Genomic DNA, 18,725 nt, shown 5'->3' on the forward strand with positions numbered 1-18,725 from the left:
TCCTCTTACCTGATCTCTTCGAGCGCGCGCACCGGCGCCGAAAGCCCGCGCACCACGGACTCCAGAATCTCGCCGACGCGCACAGCCGTGTTCGACAACAACGACGACGTGATGCCGTGCGTGTGCTCAGTTCCGCCCTGCAGGTAGATCCCACCGCGAACCACGTCGCTCGTGACCACCCGATAGTCACGGGTGACCTTCAACCGCCCGCGCTCGTCCCGCTCACAGTGCTCAGCAACCCCTCCGAGCACCTTCACCGGATCTGCGGGCCGATACCCCGTCGCGTACACGATCACGTCCGCGTCCACCGGCACCCGCGACCCGTCCGCCAGCGACTCGATCACGCACCTGCCGTCCGCGCTCACATCCGTCAACCGCGATGTGTTGTGCAGCGACAACCTCTGCCGCCGCAGCACCTTCTCCCGGTACACCCGCCGGTACAGCTCCTCGATGAGGTCCCCGTCCACCACGCCGCAGTTCGTGTTGGCGTGGTACCTCATCAACCTCTGCTTGACCTCTTCCGGCGCCCGGTAGAACTCGTCCACCGCCGCGGGGTCGAAGATCCGGTTCGCGAACGAGCTGTCGTCGGCCGGGCTGTACCCGAACCGCGCGAAGACCCCGTGCACCACAGCCTCGGGAAACCGGTCGTGGAAGAACGCCACCACCTCGGCCGCACTCTGCCCGGCCCCCACCACCACGACCTGCCGGGGATCCCTCAACGCCTCGACCCGGTGCAGCAGGTCCCGGTTGTGCCAGATCCGCTCCCCCGCCTCCACCCCCTCGGGCAGGTTGGCCTCCAGCCCGGTGGCCAGCACCAGGTTCCGCGCCCGGACCGTCTCCCCACCGGCGACGAACGCGAACCCGTTCCCGTCCAGTTCGACCCCGCCCACCTCGGCCCCGTACGACACCAGGTGCGCCACCCGCTCCGCCGCCCACTCGAAGTAGTCGTGGAACTCCCTGCGCAGCGGAAACAGGTTCTTGTGGTTGACGAAGTCGATCAACCGCCCACGTTCCCCCAGGTAACACAGGAAGCTGAACCCGCTCGTGGGGTTGCGCAGGGTGACCAGGTCCTTCAGGAAGGACACCTGCATGGTCGCGTCTTCGAGCAACATCCCCCGATGCCACCCGAACCGGGCCTGCCGCTCGAAGAACCGAGCCCGAACAGGCCCTTCCGACTCCTCCACGGCGATGGCGAGCGCCAGGTTGGACGGCCCGAAGCCGATCCCGGCCAGGTCGAACACCGGTTCCATCGCGCGTCCTCCCTGGCACCTGAGCTCTAAAGCAACCCTAACTTAACTGAGGCATACCTTAGCCAGTGCTTTCGGGCGTGATCTGCACCGCCTCGCGCACACCCTCCAACCAGCAGGCGACCCGGCGCCCGTCCACCGGCTCCAACGACGGCATCCGCTCGCCGCAGACCTCCAGAGCGGAAGGACACCGCGGGTGGAACGGACACCCGGACGGCATGGACCGCAGGTCCGGCGGCGACCCGGGAATCCCCCGCAGCTCCCGGCGCGGCCCCCGCAAGGCCGGGAACGACCCGAGCAGCCCCTGGCTGTACGGGTGCTTGGCCGCGCGGTAGATCTCGGCCGCCGGTGCCTCCTCCACCACCCGCCCGCCGTACATGATCGCGATGCGGTCGGAGAACTCGACCAGCAGCGAGATGTCGTGGGTGATGAAGACGACCGAGAACCCCAGGGTCTCGCGCAGCCTCATCATCTGCCCGAGGATCTGCCGCTGCACCACGACGTCCAGCGCGGTGGTGGGCTCGTCCATGATCACGATCTCCGGCTCCAGCGCCAGTGCCATCGCGATCATCACGCGCTGCCGCATCCCACCGGAGAGCTGGTGCGGGTACGACGACAGGCGGTCCACCGGGATGCCGACCAACGACAGCAGCTCACGCCCGCGAGCGACCCGCTCGGCACGGGTCATCGCCGGCCGGTGGGCGCGCAGCACGTCGTCGATCTGCGCGCCGACCGAGATCACGGGGTTCAGCGCGTTCATCGCGCCCTGGAACACGATGGCGATCTCGGTCCACCGCAGCTCCCGCAGCTGCCGTTCGCTCAACGCCAGCAGGTCCCGCCCCTTGAACAGCACCTCCCCGGACGGCACCCGGCCCGGCGGCTGCAGCAGCCGGGTGGCGGCATAGGCCAGAGTGGACTTGCCGCTGCCGCTCTCCCCGGCGAGCCCCAGCACCTCCCCGGCCCCCAACGACAACGACACGTCGTGCACGGCTCGCAGCGAGCCGTAGTCCACCGACAGCGAGCGGATCTCCAGCACCGGGCTCATGCACGCACCTTCCGCAGGCGGGGATTCGCGTACTCGTCGATCCCGAAGTTGATCAGGGCCAGCGCCGTGCCGAGCAGCGCGATGCACAGGCCGGCCGGGACGAACCACCACCACGCGCCCTGGCCGAGCGCCTGGTTGCTCTGCGCCCAGAACAGGACGGTTCCCCAGTTCCAGGTCGACAGGGACACGACGCCGACGAACGACAACGTGATCTGCAGCATCACCGCGAAGATCACCGTGCCGACGAAACCGGACGCGATCACGGCCGTCAGGTTCGGCAGCACCTCGAACACGATGATCCGCCAGGTGCGCTCACCGGACGCCCGCGCGGCCTCCACGAAGTCGCGGCGCCGCAACGACAGCGTTTGCGCGCGCAGCACCCGCGCACCCCACGCCCACGCGGTCAACGAGATCACGGCCGCGATCAGCACGGTGTCGGCGGACGGCAGCATCGACGCCACGATGATGATCAGCGGCAACGCCGGGATCACCAGGAAGACGTTCGACAGCGCGGACAACGCCTCGTCGGCGGCCCCACCGAGGAAGCCGGCGGTCACCCCGACCACAATGGACAACAGGGTCGCGAGCACACCGCAGACGAGGCCGACGACCATCACTCCCCTGGTGCCGACGAGCACCTGGGAGAAGATGTCCTGCCCGGTCATGGTCGTGCCGAACCAGTGCGCGCCCGACGGCGGCGACAGCAGGTCGTCGCTCATCGCGGACGGGTCGTAGGGCGCGATCCACGAGCCGATCACGGCGATCAGCGTGAAGAAGGCCAGGATGCCCAGGCCCAGCCGAGTCTTGAAGTTCATGAGCGAGTCAGCCCTCCCGCCGCGTGCGCGGGTCCAGCAGCAGGTAGCCGACGTCCGCGAGCAGGTTCGCCACCAGCACGGCCAGCGTGATCACCAGGAACACCCCCTGCATCAGCGGGTAGTCCTTCGCACCGATGCCCTGGAAGAGGACGTAGCCCAGGCCCGGATACGAGAACACCATCTCCACCAACAGCGCACCGCCGACGATGAAACCCAGCGACAGCGCGAAACCGGAGATCGACGGCAGCACGGCGTTGCGTGCGGCGTAGGCGAACATGATCCGCCGCTGCGACAGGCCCTTGGCCCGAGCGACCAGCACGTAGTCCTCGGCCGTGACGGTCACCATCATGTTGCGCATGCCCAGGATCCAGCCGGCCACCGAGCTGATGACGATCGTGATCCCGGGCAGCACGGCGTGTTCGAGGACGCTGCCGACGAACTCGCCGGACCACTCGGGCACGAGCCCGGCCGCGTACCCGCCCGAGGCCGGCAGCAGCGGGAACGTCACGGAGAACACGGAGATCGCGATCAGCCCGAGCCAGAAGTACGGGATCGACGACAGGAACGTCGTCACGGGGATGAGGTTGTCCATCCACGAACCGCGCTTCCACCCCGCGTACACGCCCAGCAGCGTGCCGAGCAGGAACGCGATGACCGTGGTGACACCGATCAGGCCGAGCGTCCACGGCAACGACTGCGAGAGCACGTCCGCGACCGGTGTGGGGAAGAACGTGAACGACAGCCCGAGGTCACCACGCGCCAGCGCACCCCAGTAGTCGGCGTACTGCGCCCAGATCGACTTCTTCTCGTCCAGCCCGAACAGGATGTACAGCGAGGCCATCGCGTCGCTGTTCAGCCGCCCGCCGAGCTTGGTGATCATCGCTTGCACCGGGTCGCCCGGCAGCAGGCGCGGCAGCAGGAAGTTCGCCGTGATCGCCGCCCACAGCGTGATCAGGTAGAACAGCGCGCGACGCAGCAGGAACCTCATGCGACTGCCCCCACTGTCTCCACGTAGAGCCAGCACGCCGCCCAGTGGCCGGCACCGACGTCCGACCGCGGTGGCGCCTCGACCCAGCACCGGGCCTGGACCTTCGGGCAGCGCGCCGCGAACTGACAGCCGGCCGACACCGCGGCGGCCTCCTCCACCGGCGCGTCCAGCGCGGCCACCGACCGTTCCGGATCGGGCGCGGACTCGATCAGCAGCTGCGTGTACGGGTGCGCGGGCTGCTGCGTCACGGACTCGCTGTCGCCGCCCTCGACGATCTGCCCGCCGTACATCACGAACGTCTCGTCGGCGAAGTACCGCGCCGACGCGATGTCGTGCGTGATGTAGAGGACTGCGAGCCTGAGTCGTTCCTTGAGGTCCAGCAACAGGTTCAGCACACCGAGCCGGATCGAGACGTCCAACATGGACACCGGTTCGTCGGCGAGCAGCACCTCCGGGTGAGCCGCCAGCGCCCGCGCGATCGCCACGCGCTGCCGTTGCCCGCCCGAGAGCTCGTGCGGGTACCGCGAGGCGAAGTCGGCGGGCAGGTTCACCCGCGCCAGCAGCTCCTCCACCGTCTCGGGCCGCTTGTGGATCTTCAACGGCCGGGTCAGGTGGTAGCGGATCGTGTGGATCGGGTTGAGCGAGGCGAACGGGTCCTGGAACACCATCTGGACCTTGCGCCGGTACTCCCGGACCCGTCGCACCTTCTCGCCGTCCAGCAGGATCTCGCCCGCCGTGGGCTCCACCAGCCGCGCCAGCAGCTTCGCCACCGTCGACTTGCCCGATCCCGACTCGCCGACGAGGGCGGTCACGCGCCCGCGGCGCAGGACGAGGGAGACGTCCTGCACCGCGCGCACGCGCCGGTAGGTCTTGACCAGACCCCGTGCTTCCAGTGCCGCGTCGTTCGTCATGCCGCCGGCTTCAGCTTCATGACGATCTGCAGCGCGTTGGGCAGCGTGGCCTGCGGCGGACCGTACGGGTCCTCCTCCGAGGGCCAGCCGACCCAGCTCTTGGTGCTGTACTCGGCACCGATCGGGCCCGCGGAGGTCGGGATCATCGGCACCTGCTCGACCATGATCTTCTGCAGCACCGCGAGGCTCTTCGCGCGCGTCGCGTCGTCGGCGGCGTTCGCGTACTCGGCCAGCGCGGCGGTGGCGTCGGGGTTGTTGTAGCGGCCGAAGTTCACCGCGGCGGTCTGCCCGATCGGCTTGATCTCCGCGCCGTCCATGATGTTCTGGTACATCTCGTACGGAGTGGCACCGGTGTTGGTCCAGCGCAACGAGCCCTGGAACGCGCCGTTGGCGAAGTCGGTCGTCCACGCGTCCGCGGTCTGCGTGCGCACGGTCGCCTCGATGCCGATCTTCTTCAGGTCGCTCTTGACGATGTCCAGCACGGTCAGGTAGTCCGACCAGCCGGACGGGTTGGTCAGCTCGATCGTCACGGGCTTGCCGCCGGGCGCCTTGAGCACCCCACCGTCCGAAGTGAACCCGGCCGCGGTCAGCCGCTGCTTCGCCTTGTCGACGTTCACCTCGAACTTCGCGGACCTGTACTCCGGCGCGAGGAACGACTCACCGGCGGGCAACGGCAGGCCGGTCGGCGACTCCAGCTTCGGGAACAACCGCGCCTCACCGCGCACGAAGATCGCCTCGCGGTCGATCACGTCGCTCATCGCCGCCCGCAGTGCCGCGTTGTCGAACGGCGCCACGGTCTGGTTGAGCCACAGGCCGTGGATGCCGAGGCCGGCGGGGAACCACAGCTTGTGGTTCTTCGGGTCCTTGTCGACGTAGAGCTTCTGGTAGTCCGGGATGAAGACGTACGACCACTGGCTCGCGCCCGACGCCAGCGCGGTGGTCTGCGCCGTGTTGTCGTTGTACGAGGTGTACTGGATCTCCGGCACCTTCGGCAGCTCCTGCCAGTACTCGGAGCGCCTGGTGACCGTGACGGTCTGCGAGGTGAACGACTTCAGCTGGTACGGGCCCGTGCCGACCGGGTTCGGGTTGGTGTAGGTGGTCGGGTCCGCGACGGTGCTCCAGATGTGCTCGGGCACGACCATCGCGCTGATGACCTTGTTGCGGTTCACGAACTGCGGTTGCGCGAACGTGACCTCGACCTTGCCGTCCGGCGTCGCGGTCGCGGTCTCGACCTTGAGCGAGTCGCGGTTGTTGAGCGCGGGCCACTTCTTGAGGATCTCGTACGAGAACGCCACGTCCTTGGCCGTGAGCGGCTTGCCGTCGGACCACTTCACGTTCTCCCGGACCGTGAAGGTGATCTTCTTGTAGTTGTCCGCCCAGTCCCACTTCGTCGCGAGCCACGGCACGGGCTCCTGGGCGGGCCGCGTGTTGTTCACGAACGCCAGCGGTTCGTAGATCACGTAGCGGTAGCCGAGCGAACCCGCCGCGGACGTCGGCAGGAACGGGTTGTGGTTCTCGGTCAGCGGCCCGTTGGGCATGCCCACGGTCAGCACCCCGGAGGCCTTGCTCGTGCCACCGGAGGAGGAGCAACCTGTCGCCGCGAGCGCCAGTGCCAGCGCGACGACGATTGTTCTGCGCATGGGGTATCTCCCGATACGACGGTGTATGAGAGCGCTCTCGTACACGGCACGGCGAACTCGCCAGACCGCGTGCGGCCCGGCGTGTCCGTTCAGTTGGGTGGGATGAAGGGCTCCTTCATCGACCTGAGGTGGAGGAAGGAGCCCTTCATCGCGTGGGTCAGGGCGCGGATTCGCGCACGATCAACGAGGTCGGCAGCACCAGCGGGTGGTCCGGCAGCGGCTGTCCTTCCAGCGTGGAGAGCAGCATCCGCGCGGCCGCGGACCCCATCTCCCGCGACGGCTGGCGGATCGTCGTCAGCCGCGGCTCGGTGTGTCCCGCGACCGGGACGTCGTCGAAGCCGACCACGGACACGTCCCCCGGGACGGACCGGCCGGCCTCGCGCAGCGCCCGCAGCACCCCGACCGCCGAGAGGTCGTTGTGCGCGAACACGGCGTCGAACGGGATTCCGCTCGCGATCAGCTTGTCGACGGCGACCTCCCCGCCTTCGGTGGTGAAGTCGCCGTCGACGACGAGGTCCGGGTGCAGCGTCAGGCCCGCCTCCGCCAAGGCGAGCCGGAACCCGTCCAGCCTCGCCTGAGTGCACCCGAAGTGCGGTGGTCCGGTGACGACGGCGAACCTGCGGCGACCGGCCGCGACGAGATGCCTTGCGACATCGGCGCCTCCCTGCCGGTTCGTCGTCGTCACCGAAGGGAACTCCGGGTGCGAGCCGCGGTCGTCGATCATGACGACCGGCAGGCCGGCCCGGTAGAGCGTGGAGATGTAGTGCAGCGTGTCCGGCGGCTCGATCACGAGCAGGCCGTCGAAGGCGTTGGCGGACACGTGGTTCGCGAACTGGTTCAGCGACTCCGGCCCGCGGTTGATCGTGTAGAGCAGCAGCCCGTACCCGTCGGCCTCCAGGGTGTCGACGATGCCCTGCAGGACCTCACCCATCCACGGCCAGGTGAGCGACGGCGCGAGCATGCCGACCGTGCGGGTCCGCCCCCTCGCCAGGCCCACGGCACGCGCGCTCGGCACGTACCCGATCTCGTCGATCACCTTGCGCACGCGCTGCGCGGTACTGGCGTCGACGTCCGGCTTTCCGTTCAGCACACGTGACACGGTCGCTTTGGACACCTGGGCGCGTTGGGCGACCTCCGCGATCGTGACACGCATGCCGAACTTCCTTTCCGCCGCCTCTGAAACCGGTTTCGGTACCGGTTCCGACGAGGTGTGACGGAGTCAACAGCCTGACGTGAGCATTAGTCAAGACTCTTGCCGGAACTTCGTGGGAGCGTTTCCACGGCTTGGCGCGTCTCCGCAGGTCGTGCCGTTCGGGTGAACCGAATCGAGACGTCGAACCTCACCTTGATCAGCGCCGTGCCCGTCGCGTCGCTCTACCGGACGGAGGGCCGAATGGCGCAACAGGACCAGGCCACGGGCCGCGACCTCACGTGGGACGAGGTCCGCCGTGCCATCGAACGCGCTGCCCGCGAAGGCGAGGCCAAACCCCGCTGATCGTGCACAATCGGGTGCATGGGGGTTGTGACCGCGGTCAGCCGCAGCGAGGAGTACACGTTCACCAAGCCCGTCCGGGACAGCATCACGCTGCTGGAGGGGCTTGGTGTCGAGGGTGACGTCCACCAGGGCGTCACGGTGAAGCACCGGTCCAGGGTGGCGCAGGACCCGACCCAGCCGAACCTGCGCCAGGTGCACCTCATGCACGCCGAGCTCTTCGACGAGCTGCGCGACAAGGGGTTCTCCGTGGCCCCCGGCGAGATCGGCGAGAACGTCACCACGCGCGGCATCGACCTGCTCGGCCTGCCGACCGGGACGTTGCTGCACCTGGGCGCCGAGGCCGTGGTCGAGGTGACCGGGCTGCGCAACCCGTGCGTGCAGATCGACGGGTTCTCCAGGGGACTGCTCAAGGAGGTCGTGGGCAAGGGGCCCGACGGTGAGCTGATCCGCCGCGCGGGCATCATGTCGGTCGTGCGCGTCGGTGGCGTCGTGCGGCCCGGCGACGAGATCCGCGTGGAGCTGCCACCGGAACCGCACCGCCCGCTGCAGAAGGTCTAAGCGCCTCGCCGGAGGTCTTGTCCGCAACCCGCCTGCCGGGCAGTTACGTGGATGAAGGGCGCCTTCATCCACACCAGGTGGAGGAAGGAACCCTTCATCCACCTCACCGGACGGCGAGTTGCGAACACGACTTCTGGCTGCCTGCTCAGTTCGTCTCGCCGAAGTGCCCGTCGAGGATCACCGAGATCGTTTTCGGCGCCTCGACGACGGCCAGGTGCGCGGCGTCCCCGACGATGTAGAGGTCCGAGTCGGGCAGCTCGTCGGCGATGTGCCGGGCGAACTCCGGTGGTGTCGCGTGGTCCTGCGCCGCCGCGATCACCACGGTCGGCGCGTCGATCTTCGCCAGGTCCGGCCGCAGGTCCGCGTCCCTGACCGCTTCGGCGCACGCGACGTACGACGGCACGTCGACCTTCAGCAGCTGCGCGCGGAAGTCCGCGACCACGGACGGCGAGCACGCCGGTGTGAACCACCGCGACACGATCGCGTCCGCGATCGGCTCCATCCCCTGCGCGCGCAACGCCTCGATCCGTTCGTCCCAAACGGACTTGTCCGGGTACCAGGCCGCGGTGCACACCAGCGCCAGCCGGGAGATCCGGTCGGTGTTCGCCGCGAGCCACATGCCGACCATCCCGCCGAGCGACACGCCGCAGTAGTGCACCTGGCGCAGTTCCAGGTGGTCCAGCAGATCCAGCACGTCGCACGCCAGCGCCTCGATCGTGCACGGGCCCTCGACCGGCGCGCTGCCACCGTGGCCGCGGTGGTCGAAGCGCAGCAACCGGAAGGGCAGCGAGAAGCCGCGCCAGAGGTCGGTGGTCGTGCCGAGCGCGTTGCCGAGCACCAGCACCGGCGCATCGTCCGGCCCGGTCAGCGCGTAGTGCCCGATCACTGCGTCACCTCCTCGCAAGCCCCCGAGGCTCGGGAGTCTGCCTGGGGTTTTCCCCGTCCGCACGCCGAATCCACTTGAGATCGCGCCGGACGGGTTCGCCCGCCTCGGTGACGGCACGTCGCGAACGCCCAGCGATCGAAACGAGACGACCGAGACGGCGGCGTTCCTCGACAAACCACCGGCCTGGCCCCCGCCGTAACGGTGTTACGGGGAGCAGAATGAAAGCTTGCTCAGCCACCGACCCCACCGGGACGCCGATGAACTCCGTTGCTCCGTTCGCACACGAGGCCCTGTTCTACCGCGACGAGGACGATTTCCTCGCCGGCACGGCCAAGTTCGTCGCGGACGGCGTGAGCCGGGGCGAGCCCGTGCTGGTGGCGGTGGCGGAGGCGAGCATCGCCCTGTTGCGCGGAAGGCTGGGCGCTCAGGCCGACCAGGTGCACTTCATCGACATGGCCGAAGCCGGCCGCAACCCGGGCCGGATCATCCCCGGCGTGCTGATGGCGTTCAGCGCGAGCGCGCCGCACCGCCGGGTGCGCATGGTGGGCGAGCCGGTGTGGCCGGGCCGCACCGAGCTCGAGTACCCGGCGTGCGTGCAGCACGAGGCGTTGATCAACACGGCGTTCGAGGGACGCAAAGGCACCTTGCTGTGTCTGTACGACGCAGGTGCGCTGCCCGGCCACGTGCTGAAGGACGCCCAGCGCACGCATCCGGTGGTGATCGAGGGCTCCAAGCGGACCGCGAGCGAGTGGTACACCGACCCGGCCGGGCTGGCCGACGTCTACAACGTGCCCTTACCCCCGCCGCCGTCGTCCGCCGAGGAGCACCCCTTCTCCGTCGGCACTCTCGCGCACATGCGCAAGATCGTGACGGCGTACGCGAACTGGCTGCGCCGCGAACAGGTCGAGGACCTCGTACTGGCGGTGAACGAGCTCGCGACGAACAGCATCCTGCACGCGTCGGGGCGAGGAGTGCTGCGGATGTGGCGCGAGGGCGACACGGCGGTGTGCGAGGTGAGCGACTCCGGCACGGGCCTGCCGCCCTCGTTCACCGGTCTGTCCGGTTTCGGGATCGTGATGGTGAACCTGTTGTGTGACCTGGTTCGCACCCACACGAGTCACACCGGTACCACCGTTCGAGTGTACTTGGGGCGGTAGAGAGTCGCCGCCATCTCATAGAAATGCGCGCGTCACGCGAACCTGGTTGCCTGACAAACCTATGACAGACCACCTCTCCCCCCTCGACATCGCCTTCCTCGCCATGGAGGGCAACGCGAACCCTTTGCACCTCGGCGCGGTCGCGACCTTCGCACCGTCCACTCCGGTGCATCCGGCCCGCGTCGCCGCCGTGCTGTGCGACCGCGCGCAGGAGATACCGCGCCTGCGCCAACGCGCCCGCACGTCGTTGCTGGGCGGTGCGCGCTGGGTGGAGGACCCCGGCTTCGCGCCGGAGGACCACGTCTTCACACACCACGTGCGCGGCCGGGAGCGGTTCGCCACCCTGGTTTCCCACCTCATGGCGCAGCCGCTGGACCTCGCGCGACCGCCGTGGGAGCTGCACGTCATCACCGGTCTCGCGGGCGGCCGGTTCGCGGTCGTGGCGAAGCTGCACCACTCGTTGTGCGACGGCATGAAGGCCGTGGGCCTGGGACTTCAGCTGTTCGACGCGTCCCGTTTGTCCATTCCGGACACTCCGGCACCGGTCTCGCGGTCGATCATCCCGTCGCTCCCGTCGCTGCGCGGGATCAAGGACACGCTCGACATCGCCTCGTCGGTGCTGATGAACACCCGCCCGCCGACGTTGAACTCGCCGGTGCTGACCGCGTCGACCCGGCCGCGCCGCGTGGTGATGTCGCGCCTGGATCTCGCGGACGTGCACCGAATCCGCCGCGCACACGGCGGCACGGTCAACGACGTGTTGCTCGCGCTGGTCACCGGTGCGTTGCGGCACTGGCTTTCCGCGCACGGCAGCGCCGAACCCTCGTCGGTCGTGCGGGCGCTGATCCCGGTTAACCAGCGCTCACGCTCCGGCGACGGCGCCTCGGGCAACCAGATCTCCGGCTTCCTGCTCGCGCTGCCGGTCGGCATCGCGGACCCGGTGGAACGACTGCGCAACGTCCGCGAGCAGATGGAATCGGCCAAGGCCCAGGGCCCCGACCGAGGCGCCGGCGCACTGCCGCTGCTCGCCGACAAGGTGCCGCCGCTGCTGCACCGCCTGGCCGCCCCGGTCGCCGCCCGCTGCGCGCCACTGCTGTTCGACACGCTGGTCACGTCCGTGCCGCTGCCGTCCGTGCCGCTGTCGCTCGACGGCGCCGCACTGTGCGAGATGTACCCGGTGGCACCGGTCGCACCCGGCCACGCGGTAGGCGTCGCGCTGTCGGTCTACCGGTCCTCCGTGCACGTCTGCCTGCACACCAACCAGTCGTGGATGTCCGACGCGCAGTGGCTCGACGGCGTGCTGCGCCGCGAGCTGTCGTCCCTTCAGGACGCCCGCGAGCTGGTGGGTTTGCCGAGGTAGGAGCGCGGGCAAACCTGGCTCCATGAGCAACACCGTGGTCCTCGACGTGGACGGCACCCTGGTCGACACCAACTACCACCACACGGTGGCGTGGCTGCGCGCGTTCCGCGAAGCCGACATCACCGTGCCCGCGTGGAAAGTGCACCGCTCGATCGGCATGGGCGGAGACCGCCTGGTCGCCGCCGTCGCAGGCGACCAGGTGGAACGCGACCACGGCGACGCGGTGCGCTCGGCCTGGGAACGGCACTTCGACGAGATGCTCGACGAGATCCAGCCGTTCGAGGGCGCACACCGCCTGGTCCGCGCCGCCACGGACCTGGGCTTCGCCGTGGTGCTGGCGTCGTCGGGCAAGCGCAAGCACGTCGAGCACTACCTGAAGCTGATCGACCCCGGCGACATCGCGTGGACGTCCTCCGACGACGTCGAGGACTCCAAGCCCGCACCCGACCTGATCGAGGTGGCGCTGCGCGAGGTCCGCGGCTCGCGCGCGGTCGTCATCGGCGACTCGGTGTGGGACTGCGAGGCCGCCGGCCGGGCGGGGCTGCCGTCGATCGGGCTGCTCACCGGCGGGTTCGGGGAGGACGAGCTGATGGACCGCGGGGCGTCGGCGGTGTACTCGGACCTCGACACGTTGCGGGCGGAGCTGGCCGACCTGCCGTTCGCGGCGGTGCGCGAACCAAGCGCCTGAGGGCCGTTCCGGGCGCGCCCCGAGGTGGATGAAGGGCGCCTTCATCCACCTCAGGTCGATGAAGGCGCCCTTCATCGACCACGACGAGCGCTCGGAGTCGCGGCGCTACGGCTTGGGCGTGTCCGACTTCTTCGTCGGCTTGCCGGGGTCCCGGTCCTTGCTCGGCCGGGCCGGCTCGGTGGTCGTGGTCGGCTGCGCCGTCGGCGTCACGCTCGACCCCGGCGAGCCGGAACCCTGCGGACTCCCGCTGCTCGGCGCCGTGCTCAGCCCGGCCGAGTTGCCCGGCTGCGGTGCCCCCGGCGCGCCCGGCGTCTGCACGAGGGTCACCGTCGACGGGCCCACCGTGATCACCTGGGTGGCCGGTCCCGGCACCGGCTTCTGGTCGGCCGCCGGCGCCTCGCTGCCGCCGAGGTTCGCGACGGCCACTGCCACCGCTGCCACGGCCGCCGCGGCTGCCCCGGTGATCGCCAAACGCTTGCCGCGGCGCGGGCGGGGCACGTCCGAGCTCGACACCGCCGCGTCCGGCAGCAGTGCCGGCAACCCGCGGCTGGCCTCGTAGGCAGCCGACAAAGAGAGCGCGCACTGAGCAGCAGTAGGTCGGCGTGACGGTTTCATGTCCGTCATCGCGGACAGCAGCGAGACCCACGCCAGCGGCAGGTCGACCGGGATTCGCGGCGCACGCGCGAGCCGGGCCAGTGCGGCCTCGGCGTCGCCTCCGGGGTATTCGGAACGGCCGGTCAGGCACTCCAGCAGGACCAGGCCGAGGGCGTACACGTCCGCCGCGGGGCCGACGTCCGAGCCGCGGACCTGTTCCGGCGCCAGGTAGCCGGCGGTGCCGACCAGCACGCCCGAGGTCGTCACCCGCGTCACTTCCGGTGCCAGGGCGAGGCCGAAGTCCGCGAGGTAGGCCTGCTTCTCCTCGTCGTCGAGCAGGATGTTCGACGGCTTGATGTCGCGGTGCACCACGCCGAGGCCGTGCACGTGGTCGAGCACGGCGGCGATCTGCCCGCCGATGCGCGCCACGAACCGGGGCGGCAGCGGTTCGCGCATCCGCTGGCGCAGCGTGCCACCGGTGATCTCCCGCATCACGAAGTACGGGCGGCGCGACACCGTGCCGGACGCGTACACCGGGATCAGGCCGGGGCAGTCGAGCGACGCGAGCATCGTGGCCTCGCGCTGCAGCCGCAGTTCGTCGTCGGGCAGGCCGGGGCCGGTGAAGATCTTGATGGCGACGGACGACGTCGTGGAGCGGTCGTAGGCGCGGTAGACCTCGGCCATGCCACCGGAGCCGAGCAAGGAGCCGACGACGTACCGGTCGTCGATCACCGCGCCGGTCAGGTCGCCGTCCCAGGGTGCGCTCATGGGCCTCCGCTCGTCGCGCAGCAACCTAACGGGTCGCGTGGAATCACGGCTACCCGGCCGTCCTGAAGATCAAACTACGACGAGTCCGGCCTCGATCTCCCGCACCAGTGCCTCGTCACGTTCCAGCACTGAGATATCGGTCGTGGCCAGCACGACGTAACCGAGCGACGTCCACAGGTCCTCCGTGCGCGGTACCTGCGAACCTTCGCGGTACGGCAGCACCGCGCGCTGGAAGCTCGGCAACAGCTCCGGAAGCGAGTCGAGCCGCGCGGCGTCGCTCAGCTGACCGGCCGCGGGTGACGACAGGTAGACCGACTTCACGTGCTGGTGCCGCGTGTACCGCCAAACGTCAACGGCACCATCCACTCGGTGGCGGACCATTCGGGTGATCTGGCTCTCGCGCGCGCCGATCATCGTCAGCTCCTGCTGCTCGGCACCGGCCAGCCGCGCGCCGATCTCGATCAGCCGCGGACCGTCGGGGGTGATCATGACCTCGACGTGCGCGGGACCGTTGCGGACACCGGTCGCGTCCAGCACCCGGCACACGTACTCGAACAGCACGTCGACCACCGGATCGTCCGCGGGCATCAGCGTGTTGGACAGGTAGATGCCGAGCCGGTCGCCGCGGCACTCCTTGGCGTAGCGCCACACCGCGGCCAGGCCGTGCCGTCCGTCGATCGAGTACGTGTCGACCTCGTACTCGGTGCCGGCCGCGAGCTCCTGCACCAGCACGCGGTCGTTGCGGAGGTTCAGCTTGTTGACGCTGCCGAGGATCCGGTCGAACTTGGCCCGCCAGTCGTCACCGGGCCGAGCGACGAACACGTCGTCCGTGCCGCCGCTCTCCTGCGGCTTCAGCACGATCGGCGAGTCCGCGAGCCCTTCCCGGCGCAGCCACGCGGCCACCTCGCCGGCGTTGTCGGAGCTGATCTGACGCAGGTGCGGGACGTCGGCCGACCGCAACGCCACGGCCATCTGCCACTTGTCGCGACGCGCGGACGACAGGGCGAGCACGTTCGACCGGCCGGGCGTGATCAGCTCGGACAACATCTCCGCGGCCTCGACGCCGGTCTCGGTGCCCGGCACGACGGCGATCGGCTCGTGCACGGCGAGCTTCGACGCCAGTTCGTCGAGGTCGGTCAGCACGTGGACCTCGCGGTAGTTCTCCGGGATCCACGACTTGGCGAGGCCGGCGGGCGGTTCGGGAGTGGTCAGCACGGCGATCGCCTCGACGCCACGTTCGGCGAACGCGGGCGCGATGCCCTTGCCGGCCGAGTACGGATCCACCACGACGATGCTCGCCACCGCTGCTCCTCAAAAGTAAAGGACTCTTCCGAACGAGGAGCACAACAGCAGTGGCCTGACCAGGCATTCCTGTCTCGATTGGGTCGAGACGACCGTCACTCGAACCGCAACGTCTCGTAGACAGAGGCTGTCACCAGACAGCCAGAAGACGCCTTCCACACGCGCGCGAGCCGGGCGCGCAGGTCCGTGCCGCCGCTCAACGCCTGCGCCACGAACTGCAGGCCGAGCAGCTCCGCGACGAGCTGCTCGGCCGCGTGCCGCACGTTCACCTCGGACCGCAGCTCACCGCGTTCCTGTGCCTGCGAGAGCAGGTCCCGCACGACCGCGATCCAGCCGACGACCTGCGCGGCGGCCGCGACGTCGAAGAACACCGCCTCCCGCAACAACTTCGCGCTCACCCGCACGGTGAGGTCGGAGTCGAGCCTGCGGACGAACTCGAACGACATCGCGATCAGCGCCTGCATCGGCGACGACTCGACGGCGAGCTGCTCGTCGCGCAACCGGTGCCACAGCAGGGACTGCTCCTCGATGATGGCGACGCCGAGCGCCTCCTTGGAGCGGAAGTGGCAATAGAGCGCACCTTTCGACACATCGGCCCGCGCGCACACGGCGGTGAGGCTGGAGCCCGCGAAGCCGTCGCGGTCGAACACCTCCGCCGCGGCACGGAGAAGCCTCGCCCGAGTGCGCGTCGACTGCTCGCGTTTGACGCTCATGCCTCGGTCCGCGCGGCACCGGTCGCCAGTGCCACCGCCAGCGTGTCGGGCATGTGCCAGTACTGCTCGATCTCACCCAGGTGCACCGAGAGCACCGCGGCGAAACGCACTTCCGCCTGCTCACCGGTGGCGAGGACCCGCCAGCGCGCCCAGCCGACCACGGCCGCGTCACCTCCGTCGACGATCACCTGGCGCACCGAGAGCTGCTCCAGGTCGAACGTGGCGAACAAGGTCAGGAACTGGGACTCGACCTCGCGGCGGGTACGCGGACCGGGTGCCCACCGGGTGCCGCCCGGTTCGGGCGACTCCCATTCCACGGTCGGTGCGCACAACCGCGCGATGCCCGATGCGTCCTGTGCCGCCAACCGCGAGAGGAACACCTGCACCACTTCGACCGTCGAGAGCATTTCCTCCACCTTCTCACCCCGGTCATTGCTGTCGCAACGATCACGGTCCTGCATACACTAGCGGCGGGCGCACATTGTGGGCGCGCACACCCCATTGGCCCAGTTGCGTTTCACCCAAACATCCGATCGGATGATTCAGACGGTACGCGAAGTTTCAACGACCGTCGGTATCACCGCATTGCACGGACCGAACTCCCAGGTTCTGCGGCATGGTGGATGACGCACCCGCCATCTCACTGAAACGGAGCAGAACCGTGCTCAAGGCAGTCCATCGAGCCCACGAGCACCAGGACACCCCGCCGATTACCGCCTTGATTCCGCAGGCGCGGCGGGAGCAGGGTCTCACCCAGCGCGAACTCGCGGACCTGTTGTGCGAGATCTCACAAAACGACAGCGTCACCCGTGAAGAAGTGTCGAGATGGGAACGCGGTAAACGCATTCCCGGCCCCTACTGGCGTGCCTGGATCAGCGCGGCGCTCGATGTGCCGCACGCCGAGGTCGACCGGGCCGCGGTGCTCGAACGGGAATCTCGCAGGACGAGGAACGAAGACCACTCCCACTAGCGGAGTGCGGGCAGACGGCAGGGGTCTGCCCGCCCGCTCAGAGGGCGGCGCCCGACGGCCGCCGCGGGCGCCGCCCTCCCACAAGTCCCAGGCAGGAAGGACCTTTGGCCCCCTGTGCGTCCGCGCACAGGGGGCCAAACTGCGAGCTGTGATCCCCTTTGGAAACTCAGTCGCAACGTTGTCACTACTTGCCGGTAGCACGTTCGGCACCGCGCCGGGGGTTTCCCCGGTGAAGGTCAACGAGATCGAGCTCGGACCGGCCGGATTCGTCGAACTGCGCAACACCGGCACAACCTCCGCAGACATCGGAGGATGGACTGTCCAGTCCTGCTCCGGCCCGGCCACGCGAATCCTCGCCACCATCTCACCCAGCACGGTCCTACCTCCGGGTGAATACTTCGTGATAGTGGGCAGCGCGTTCAGCGGAACAGCACCCAACAGCCTCGTCGTGGACACCGTGGACGGAACGGGCGTAATCGTCAGGAACCGGTACGGCGCGCACACCGACAGCGTGGGATTCAGCACCACGTCGCCGTGTCGCGAAGCAGGAGCCGCGACGCCCTGCACCGATTCCTCGCTCGGCCGCGACAGCACCTCCCGCGACACCGATCGTAACTCGGACGACTTCAGGTGCCGAATTCCGTCTCCCGGCGAAAACAATCTGTAACCTATCTGAAATGGCCCCTTTCGATCCCGAACAAATGCGAGCAAAGTCAGTCCCAGCGGCAAGACAGGTCGTTCCCCTCGACCACAGTTGCCGTGTGCGAGAAAACCCCGAATTCACTTTCTCGAAGGGACTGGAACAATGCGTCGACTGCTGAGCGGTGCCGCCGCTCTCGCATTCGCGAGCACCATCGCGTTCGCGGGCATGGCGTCCGCGGCCGAGGAGCCCCAGGGCCCCGACGTCATGGCCGTGCCCTCCGTGCTCATCAACGAGGTCTCCACGATGGGCCCGAACGGACCGCTCGACGAGGCGATCGAGCTCGTCAACACCACGGACCAGCAACTCGACCTCACCAACTGGGTCCTGAAGATCTACAACCAGCAGAACCAGGTCATTCAGACCATTCCGCTGATGGACACGCTCGGCCAGCCGATCGTGCTCGCGCCCAAGAACAACGTCGGCAGCACGCTCGTGCTGACGGGCGCCGACTTCTCCGGCACGGTGAGCACTCCTCACGTTCTCCCGGTGAACTTCCTCGGCACCGAGGGCATTCCGGTCTTCGGCGGTGTCGCGATCTTCGGCAGCAACTCCCCGACCGCTTTCAAGATCGACGGCGTCGCGTTCTCGTCAAGCGCGATCACGCCGAAGGAAGGCACGAACGCCGCTCCGGAAACCCCGCAGACCGCCGCGCTCGGCGGATCGAACACGCGCAACATCCTGAGCCAGGACACGAACAACAACCAGCGTGACTTCTCGCTGCAGCTGCGCACCTTCTAAGAGATCAACAACTGAACCGTCCAGCGGGTGCACCCGAGGCGCCCTGGCCGTCGCCCCTCGACCGCCCCCGGGCCCCTGTTCGTGTGGGGCGGAATAGCCCACCCCGACGAAACCCCCCGATAACCAGTTGACCAAAGAAATAAGGCC

At 68.8% G+C, this 18,725-nt stretch carries 20 protein-coding genes; 8 read left to right on the forward strand and 12 right to left on the reverse strand.

Going from position 1 to position 18,725, the window contains the following annotated elements; translation table 11 throughout:
* Positions 1-5 precede the first annotated feature (5 nt).
* The 7 genes from ABZV40_RS34495 to ABZV40_RS34525 all read right to left on the reverse strand — a co-directional run bounded on the left by ABZV40_RS34495 (position 6) and on the right by ABZV40_RS34525 (position 7,799).
* Positions 6-1,250, reverse strand: a complete 1,245-nt coding sequence (locus ABZV40_RS34495) for a SidA/IucD/PvdA family monooxygenase (RefSeq protein WP_355451283.1) — start codon at positions 1,248-1,250, stop codon at positions 6-8.
* A 58-nt stretch (positions 1,251-1,308) separates the two neighbouring features.
* Positions 1,309-2,292, reverse strand: coding sequence for an ABC transporter ATP-binding protein (locus ABZV40_RS34500; RefSeq protein WP_355451286.1), 984 nt, complete (start codon positions 2,290-2,292; stop codon positions 1,309-1,311).
* Positions 2,289-3,107 carry an ABC transporter permease gene (locus ABZV40_RS34505; protein ID WP_355451289.1) on the reverse strand — a complete coding sequence of 273 codons (819 nt, stop codon included), beginning with the start codon at positions 3,105-3,107 and terminating at the stop codon, positions 2,289-2,291. Before ABZV40_RS34505 ends, ABZV40_RS34500 begins: the two co-directional genes overlap by 4 nt.
* 7 nt (positions 3,108-3,114) lie before the next feature.
* The gene (locus ABZV40_RS34510; RefSeq protein ID WP_355451292.1) at positions 3,115-4,095 is read right to left on the reverse strand and encodes an ABC transporter permease; all 981 of its coding nucleotides are present in this window, start codon (positions 4,093-4,095) and stop codon (positions 3,115-3,117) included.
* Positions 4,092-5,006 carry an ABC transporter ATP-binding protein gene (locus ABZV40_RS34515; protein ID WP_355451295.1) on the reverse strand — a complete coding sequence of 305 codons (915 nt, stop codon included), beginning with the start codon at positions 5,004-5,006 and terminating at the stop codon, positions 4,092-4,094. The genes ABZV40_RS34510 and ABZV40_RS34515 overlap by 4 nt, the downstream gene beginning before the upstream one ends.
* A complete protein-coding gene (locus tag ABZV40_RS34520; RefSeq protein WP_355451298.1) occupies positions 5,003-6,646 on the reverse strand; it encodes an ABC transporter substrate-binding protein in 1,644 nt (547 codons plus the stop codon). Before ABZV40_RS34520 ends, ABZV40_RS34515 begins: the two co-directional genes overlap by 4 nt.
* 157 nt (positions 6,647-6,803) lie before the next feature.
* Positions 6,804-7,799, reverse strand: coding sequence for a LacI family DNA-binding transcriptional regulator (locus ABZV40_RS34525; RefSeq protein WP_355451301.1), 996 nt, complete (start codon positions 7,797-7,799; stop codon positions 6,804-6,806).
* A 162-nt stretch (positions 7,800-7,961) separates the two neighbouring features.
* Between ABZV40_RS34525 and ABZV40_RS34530 the strand changes: the two genes are divergently transcribed.
* On the forward strand, positions 7,962-8,141 hold the full coding sequence (locus tag ABZV40_RS34530) for a hypothetical protein (protein WP_355451304.1): 180 nt from the start codon (positions 7,962-7,964) through the stop codon (positions 8,139-8,141).
* An 18-nt stretch (positions 8,142-8,159) separates the two neighbouring features.
* Positions 8,160-8,699: an MOSC domain-containing protein gene (locus ABZV40_RS34535; RefSeq protein ID WP_355451307.1), complete on the forward strand. Its 540-nt coding sequence runs from the start codon at positions 8,160-8,162 to the stop codon at positions 8,697-8,699.
* Positions 8,700-8,844: 145 nt separating this feature from the next.
* On the opposite strand, the gene ABZV40_RS34540 is transcribed toward ABZV40_RS34535, so the two are convergent.
* Complete coding sequence (locus ABZV40_RS34540) at positions 8,845-9,585, reverse strand: alpha/beta fold hydrolase (RefSeq protein WP_355451310.1); 741 nt, start codon at positions 9,583-9,585, stop codon at positions 8,845-8,847.
* 257 nt (positions 9,586-9,842) lie between these two features.
* On the opposite strand from ABZV40_RS34540, the gene ABZV40_RS34545 reads away from it, so the two are divergent.
* The 3 genes from ABZV40_RS34545 (at position 9,843) to ABZV40_RS34555 (ending at position 12,790) form a co-directional block, all read left to right on the forward strand.
* Positions 9,843-10,742 (forward strand): anti-sigma factor RsbA family regulatory protein, encoded by a 900-nt coding sequence (locus tag ABZV40_RS34545; protein ID WP_355451313.1) that lies wholly within the window; start codon positions 9,843-9,845, stop codon positions 10,740-10,742.
* A gap of 61 nt (positions 10,743-10,803) precedes the next feature.
* Entirely contained in the window at positions 10,804-12,102 is a 1,299-nt protein-coding gene (locus ABZV40_RS34550) for a wax ester/triacylglycerol synthase family O-acyltransferase (protein WP_355451316.1), read from the forward strand.
* A 22-nt stretch (positions 12,103-12,124) separates the two neighbouring features.
* The gene (locus tag ABZV40_RS34555; protein WP_355451319.1) at positions 12,125-12,790 is read left to right on the forward strand and encodes an HAD family hydrolase; all 666 of its coding nucleotides are present in this window, start codon (positions 12,125-12,127) and stop codon (positions 12,788-12,790) included.
* 105 nt (positions 12,791-12,895) lie between these two features.
* Here the strand turns inward: ABZV40_RS34555 and ABZV40_RS34560 are convergent, their stop codons facing one another.
* The 4 genes from ABZV40_RS34560 to ABZV40_RS34575 all read right to left on the reverse strand — a co-directional run bounded on the left by ABZV40_RS34560 (position 12,896) and on the right by ABZV40_RS34575 (position 16,574).
* Entirely contained in the window at positions 12,896-14,152 is a 1,257-nt protein-coding gene (locus ABZV40_RS34560) for a serine/threonine-protein kinase (RefSeq protein WP_355451322.1), read from the reverse strand.
* A 69-nt stretch (positions 14,153-14,221) separates the two neighbouring features.
* Positions 14,222-15,454: an ATP-grasp domain-containing protein gene (locus ABZV40_RS34565; protein ID WP_355451325.1), complete on the reverse strand. Its 1,233-nt coding sequence runs from the start codon at positions 15,452-15,454 to the stop codon at positions 14,222-14,224.
* 95 nt (positions 15,455-15,549) lie between these two features.
* Positions 15,550-16,167: a ScbR family autoregulator-binding transcription factor gene (locus ABZV40_RS34570; RefSeq protein WP_355451328.1), complete on the reverse strand. Its 618-nt coding sequence runs from the start codon at positions 16,165-16,167 to the stop codon at positions 15,550-15,552.
* Complete coding sequence (locus tag ABZV40_RS34575) at positions 16,164-16,574, reverse strand: nuclear transport factor 2 family protein (protein WP_355451331.1); 411 nt, start codon at positions 16,572-16,574, stop codon at positions 16,164-16,166. The genes ABZV40_RS34570 and ABZV40_RS34575 overlap by 4 nt, the downstream gene beginning before the upstream one ends.
* Positions 16,575-16,828: 254 nt before the next feature.
* On the opposite strand from ABZV40_RS34575, the gene ABZV40_RS34580 reads away from it, so the two are divergent.
* The 3 genes from ABZV40_RS34580 (at position 16,829) to ABZV40_RS34590 (ending at position 18,578) form a co-directional block, all read left to right on the forward strand.
* A complete protein-coding gene (locus ABZV40_RS34580) occupies positions 16,829-17,137 on the forward strand; it encodes a helix-turn-helix transcriptional regulator (RefSeq protein WP_355451334.1) in 309 nt (102 codons plus the stop codon).
* Between the two features lie 229 nt (positions 17,138-17,366).
* Positions 17,367-17,804, forward strand: coding sequence for a lamin tail domain-containing protein (locus ABZV40_RS34585; RefSeq protein ID WP_355451337.1), 438 nt, complete (start codon positions 17,367-17,369; stop codon positions 17,802-17,804).
* 138 nt (positions 17,805-17,942) lie between these two features.
* Positions 17,943-18,578 carry a lamin tail domain-containing protein gene (locus ABZV40_RS34590; protein ID WP_355451340.1) on the forward strand — a complete coding sequence of 212 codons (636 nt, stop codon included), beginning with the start codon at positions 17,943-17,945 and terminating at the stop codon, positions 18,576-18,578.
* The last annotated feature ends 147 nt before the right edge of the window (positions 18,579-18,725 follow it).

It is taken from the genome of Lentzea sp. NPDC004782, assembly GCF_040609115.1.
GTDB lineage: Bacteria > Actinomycetota > Actinomycetes > Mycobacteriales > Pseudonocardiaceae > Lentzea.

What these genes read in the sequence shown, in the direction of transcription:
- ABZV40_RS34495 (WP_355451283.1), bottom strand. Translation starts at nt 1,250, where the DNA reads ATGGAACCGGTGTTCGACCTGGCCGGGATCGGCTTCGGGCCGTCCAAC.
- ABZV40_RS34500 (WP_355451286.1), bottom strand. Translation starts at nt 2,292, where the DNA reads ATGAGCCCGGTGCTGGAGATCCGCTCGCTGTCGGTGGACTACGGCTCG.
- ABZV40_RS34505 (WP_355451289.1), bottom strand. Translation starts at nt 3,107, where the DNA reads ATGAACTTCAAGACTCGGCTGGGCCTGGGCATCCTGGCCTTCTTCACG.
- ABZV40_RS34510 (WP_355451292.1), bottom strand. Translation starts at nt 4,095, where the DNA reads ATGAGGTTCCTGCTGCGTCGCGCGCTGTTCTACCTGATCACGCTGTGG.
- ABZV40_RS34515 (WP_355451295.1), bottom strand. Translation starts at nt 5,006, where the DNA reads ATGACGAACGACGCGGCACTGGAAGCACGGGGTCTGGTCAAGACCTAC.
- ABZV40_RS34520 (WP_355451298.1), bottom strand. Translation starts at nt 6,646, where the DNA reads ATGCGCAGAACAATCGTCGTCGCGCTGGCACTGGCGCTCGCGGCGACA.
- ABZV40_RS34525 (WP_355451301.1), bottom strand. Translation starts at nt 7,799, where the DNA reads ATGCGTGTCACGATCGCGGAGGTCGCCCAACGCGCCCAGGTGTCCAAA.
- ABZV40_RS34535 (WP_355451307.1), top strand. Translation starts at nt 8,160, where the DNA reads ATGGGGGTTGTGACCGCGGTCAGCCGCAGCGAGGAGTACACGTTCACC.
- ABZV40_RS34545 (WP_355451313.1), top strand. Translation starts at nt 9,843, where the DNA reads ATGAACTCCGTTGCTCCGTTCGCACACGAGGCCCTGTTCTACCGCGAC.
- ABZV40_RS34550 (WP_355451316.1), top strand. Translation starts at nt 10,804, where the DNA reads ATGACAGACCACCTCTCCCCCCTCGACATCGCCTTCCTCGCCATGGAG.
- ABZV40_RS34555 (WP_355451319.1), top strand. Translation starts at nt 12,125, where the DNA reads ATGAGCAACACCGTGGTCCTCGACGTGGACGGCACCCTGGTCGACACC.
- ABZV40_RS34560 (WP_355451322.1), bottom strand. Translation starts at nt 14,152, where the DNA reads ATGAGCGCACCCTGGGACGGCGACCTGACCGGCGCGGTGATCGACGAC.
- ABZV40_RS34570 (WP_355451328.1), bottom strand. Translation starts at nt 16,167, where the DNA reads ATGAGCGTCAAACGCGAGCAGTCGACGCGCACTCGGGCGAGGCTTCTC.
- ABZV40_RS34575 (WP_355451331.1), bottom strand. Translation starts at nt 16,574, where the DNA reads ATGCTCTCGACGGTCGAAGTGGTGCAGGTGTTCCTCTCGCGGTTGGCG.
- ABZV40_RS34590 (WP_355451340.1), top strand. Translation starts at nt 17,943, where the DNA reads ATGCGTCGACTGCTGAGCGGTGCCGCCGCTCTCGCATTCGCGAGCACC.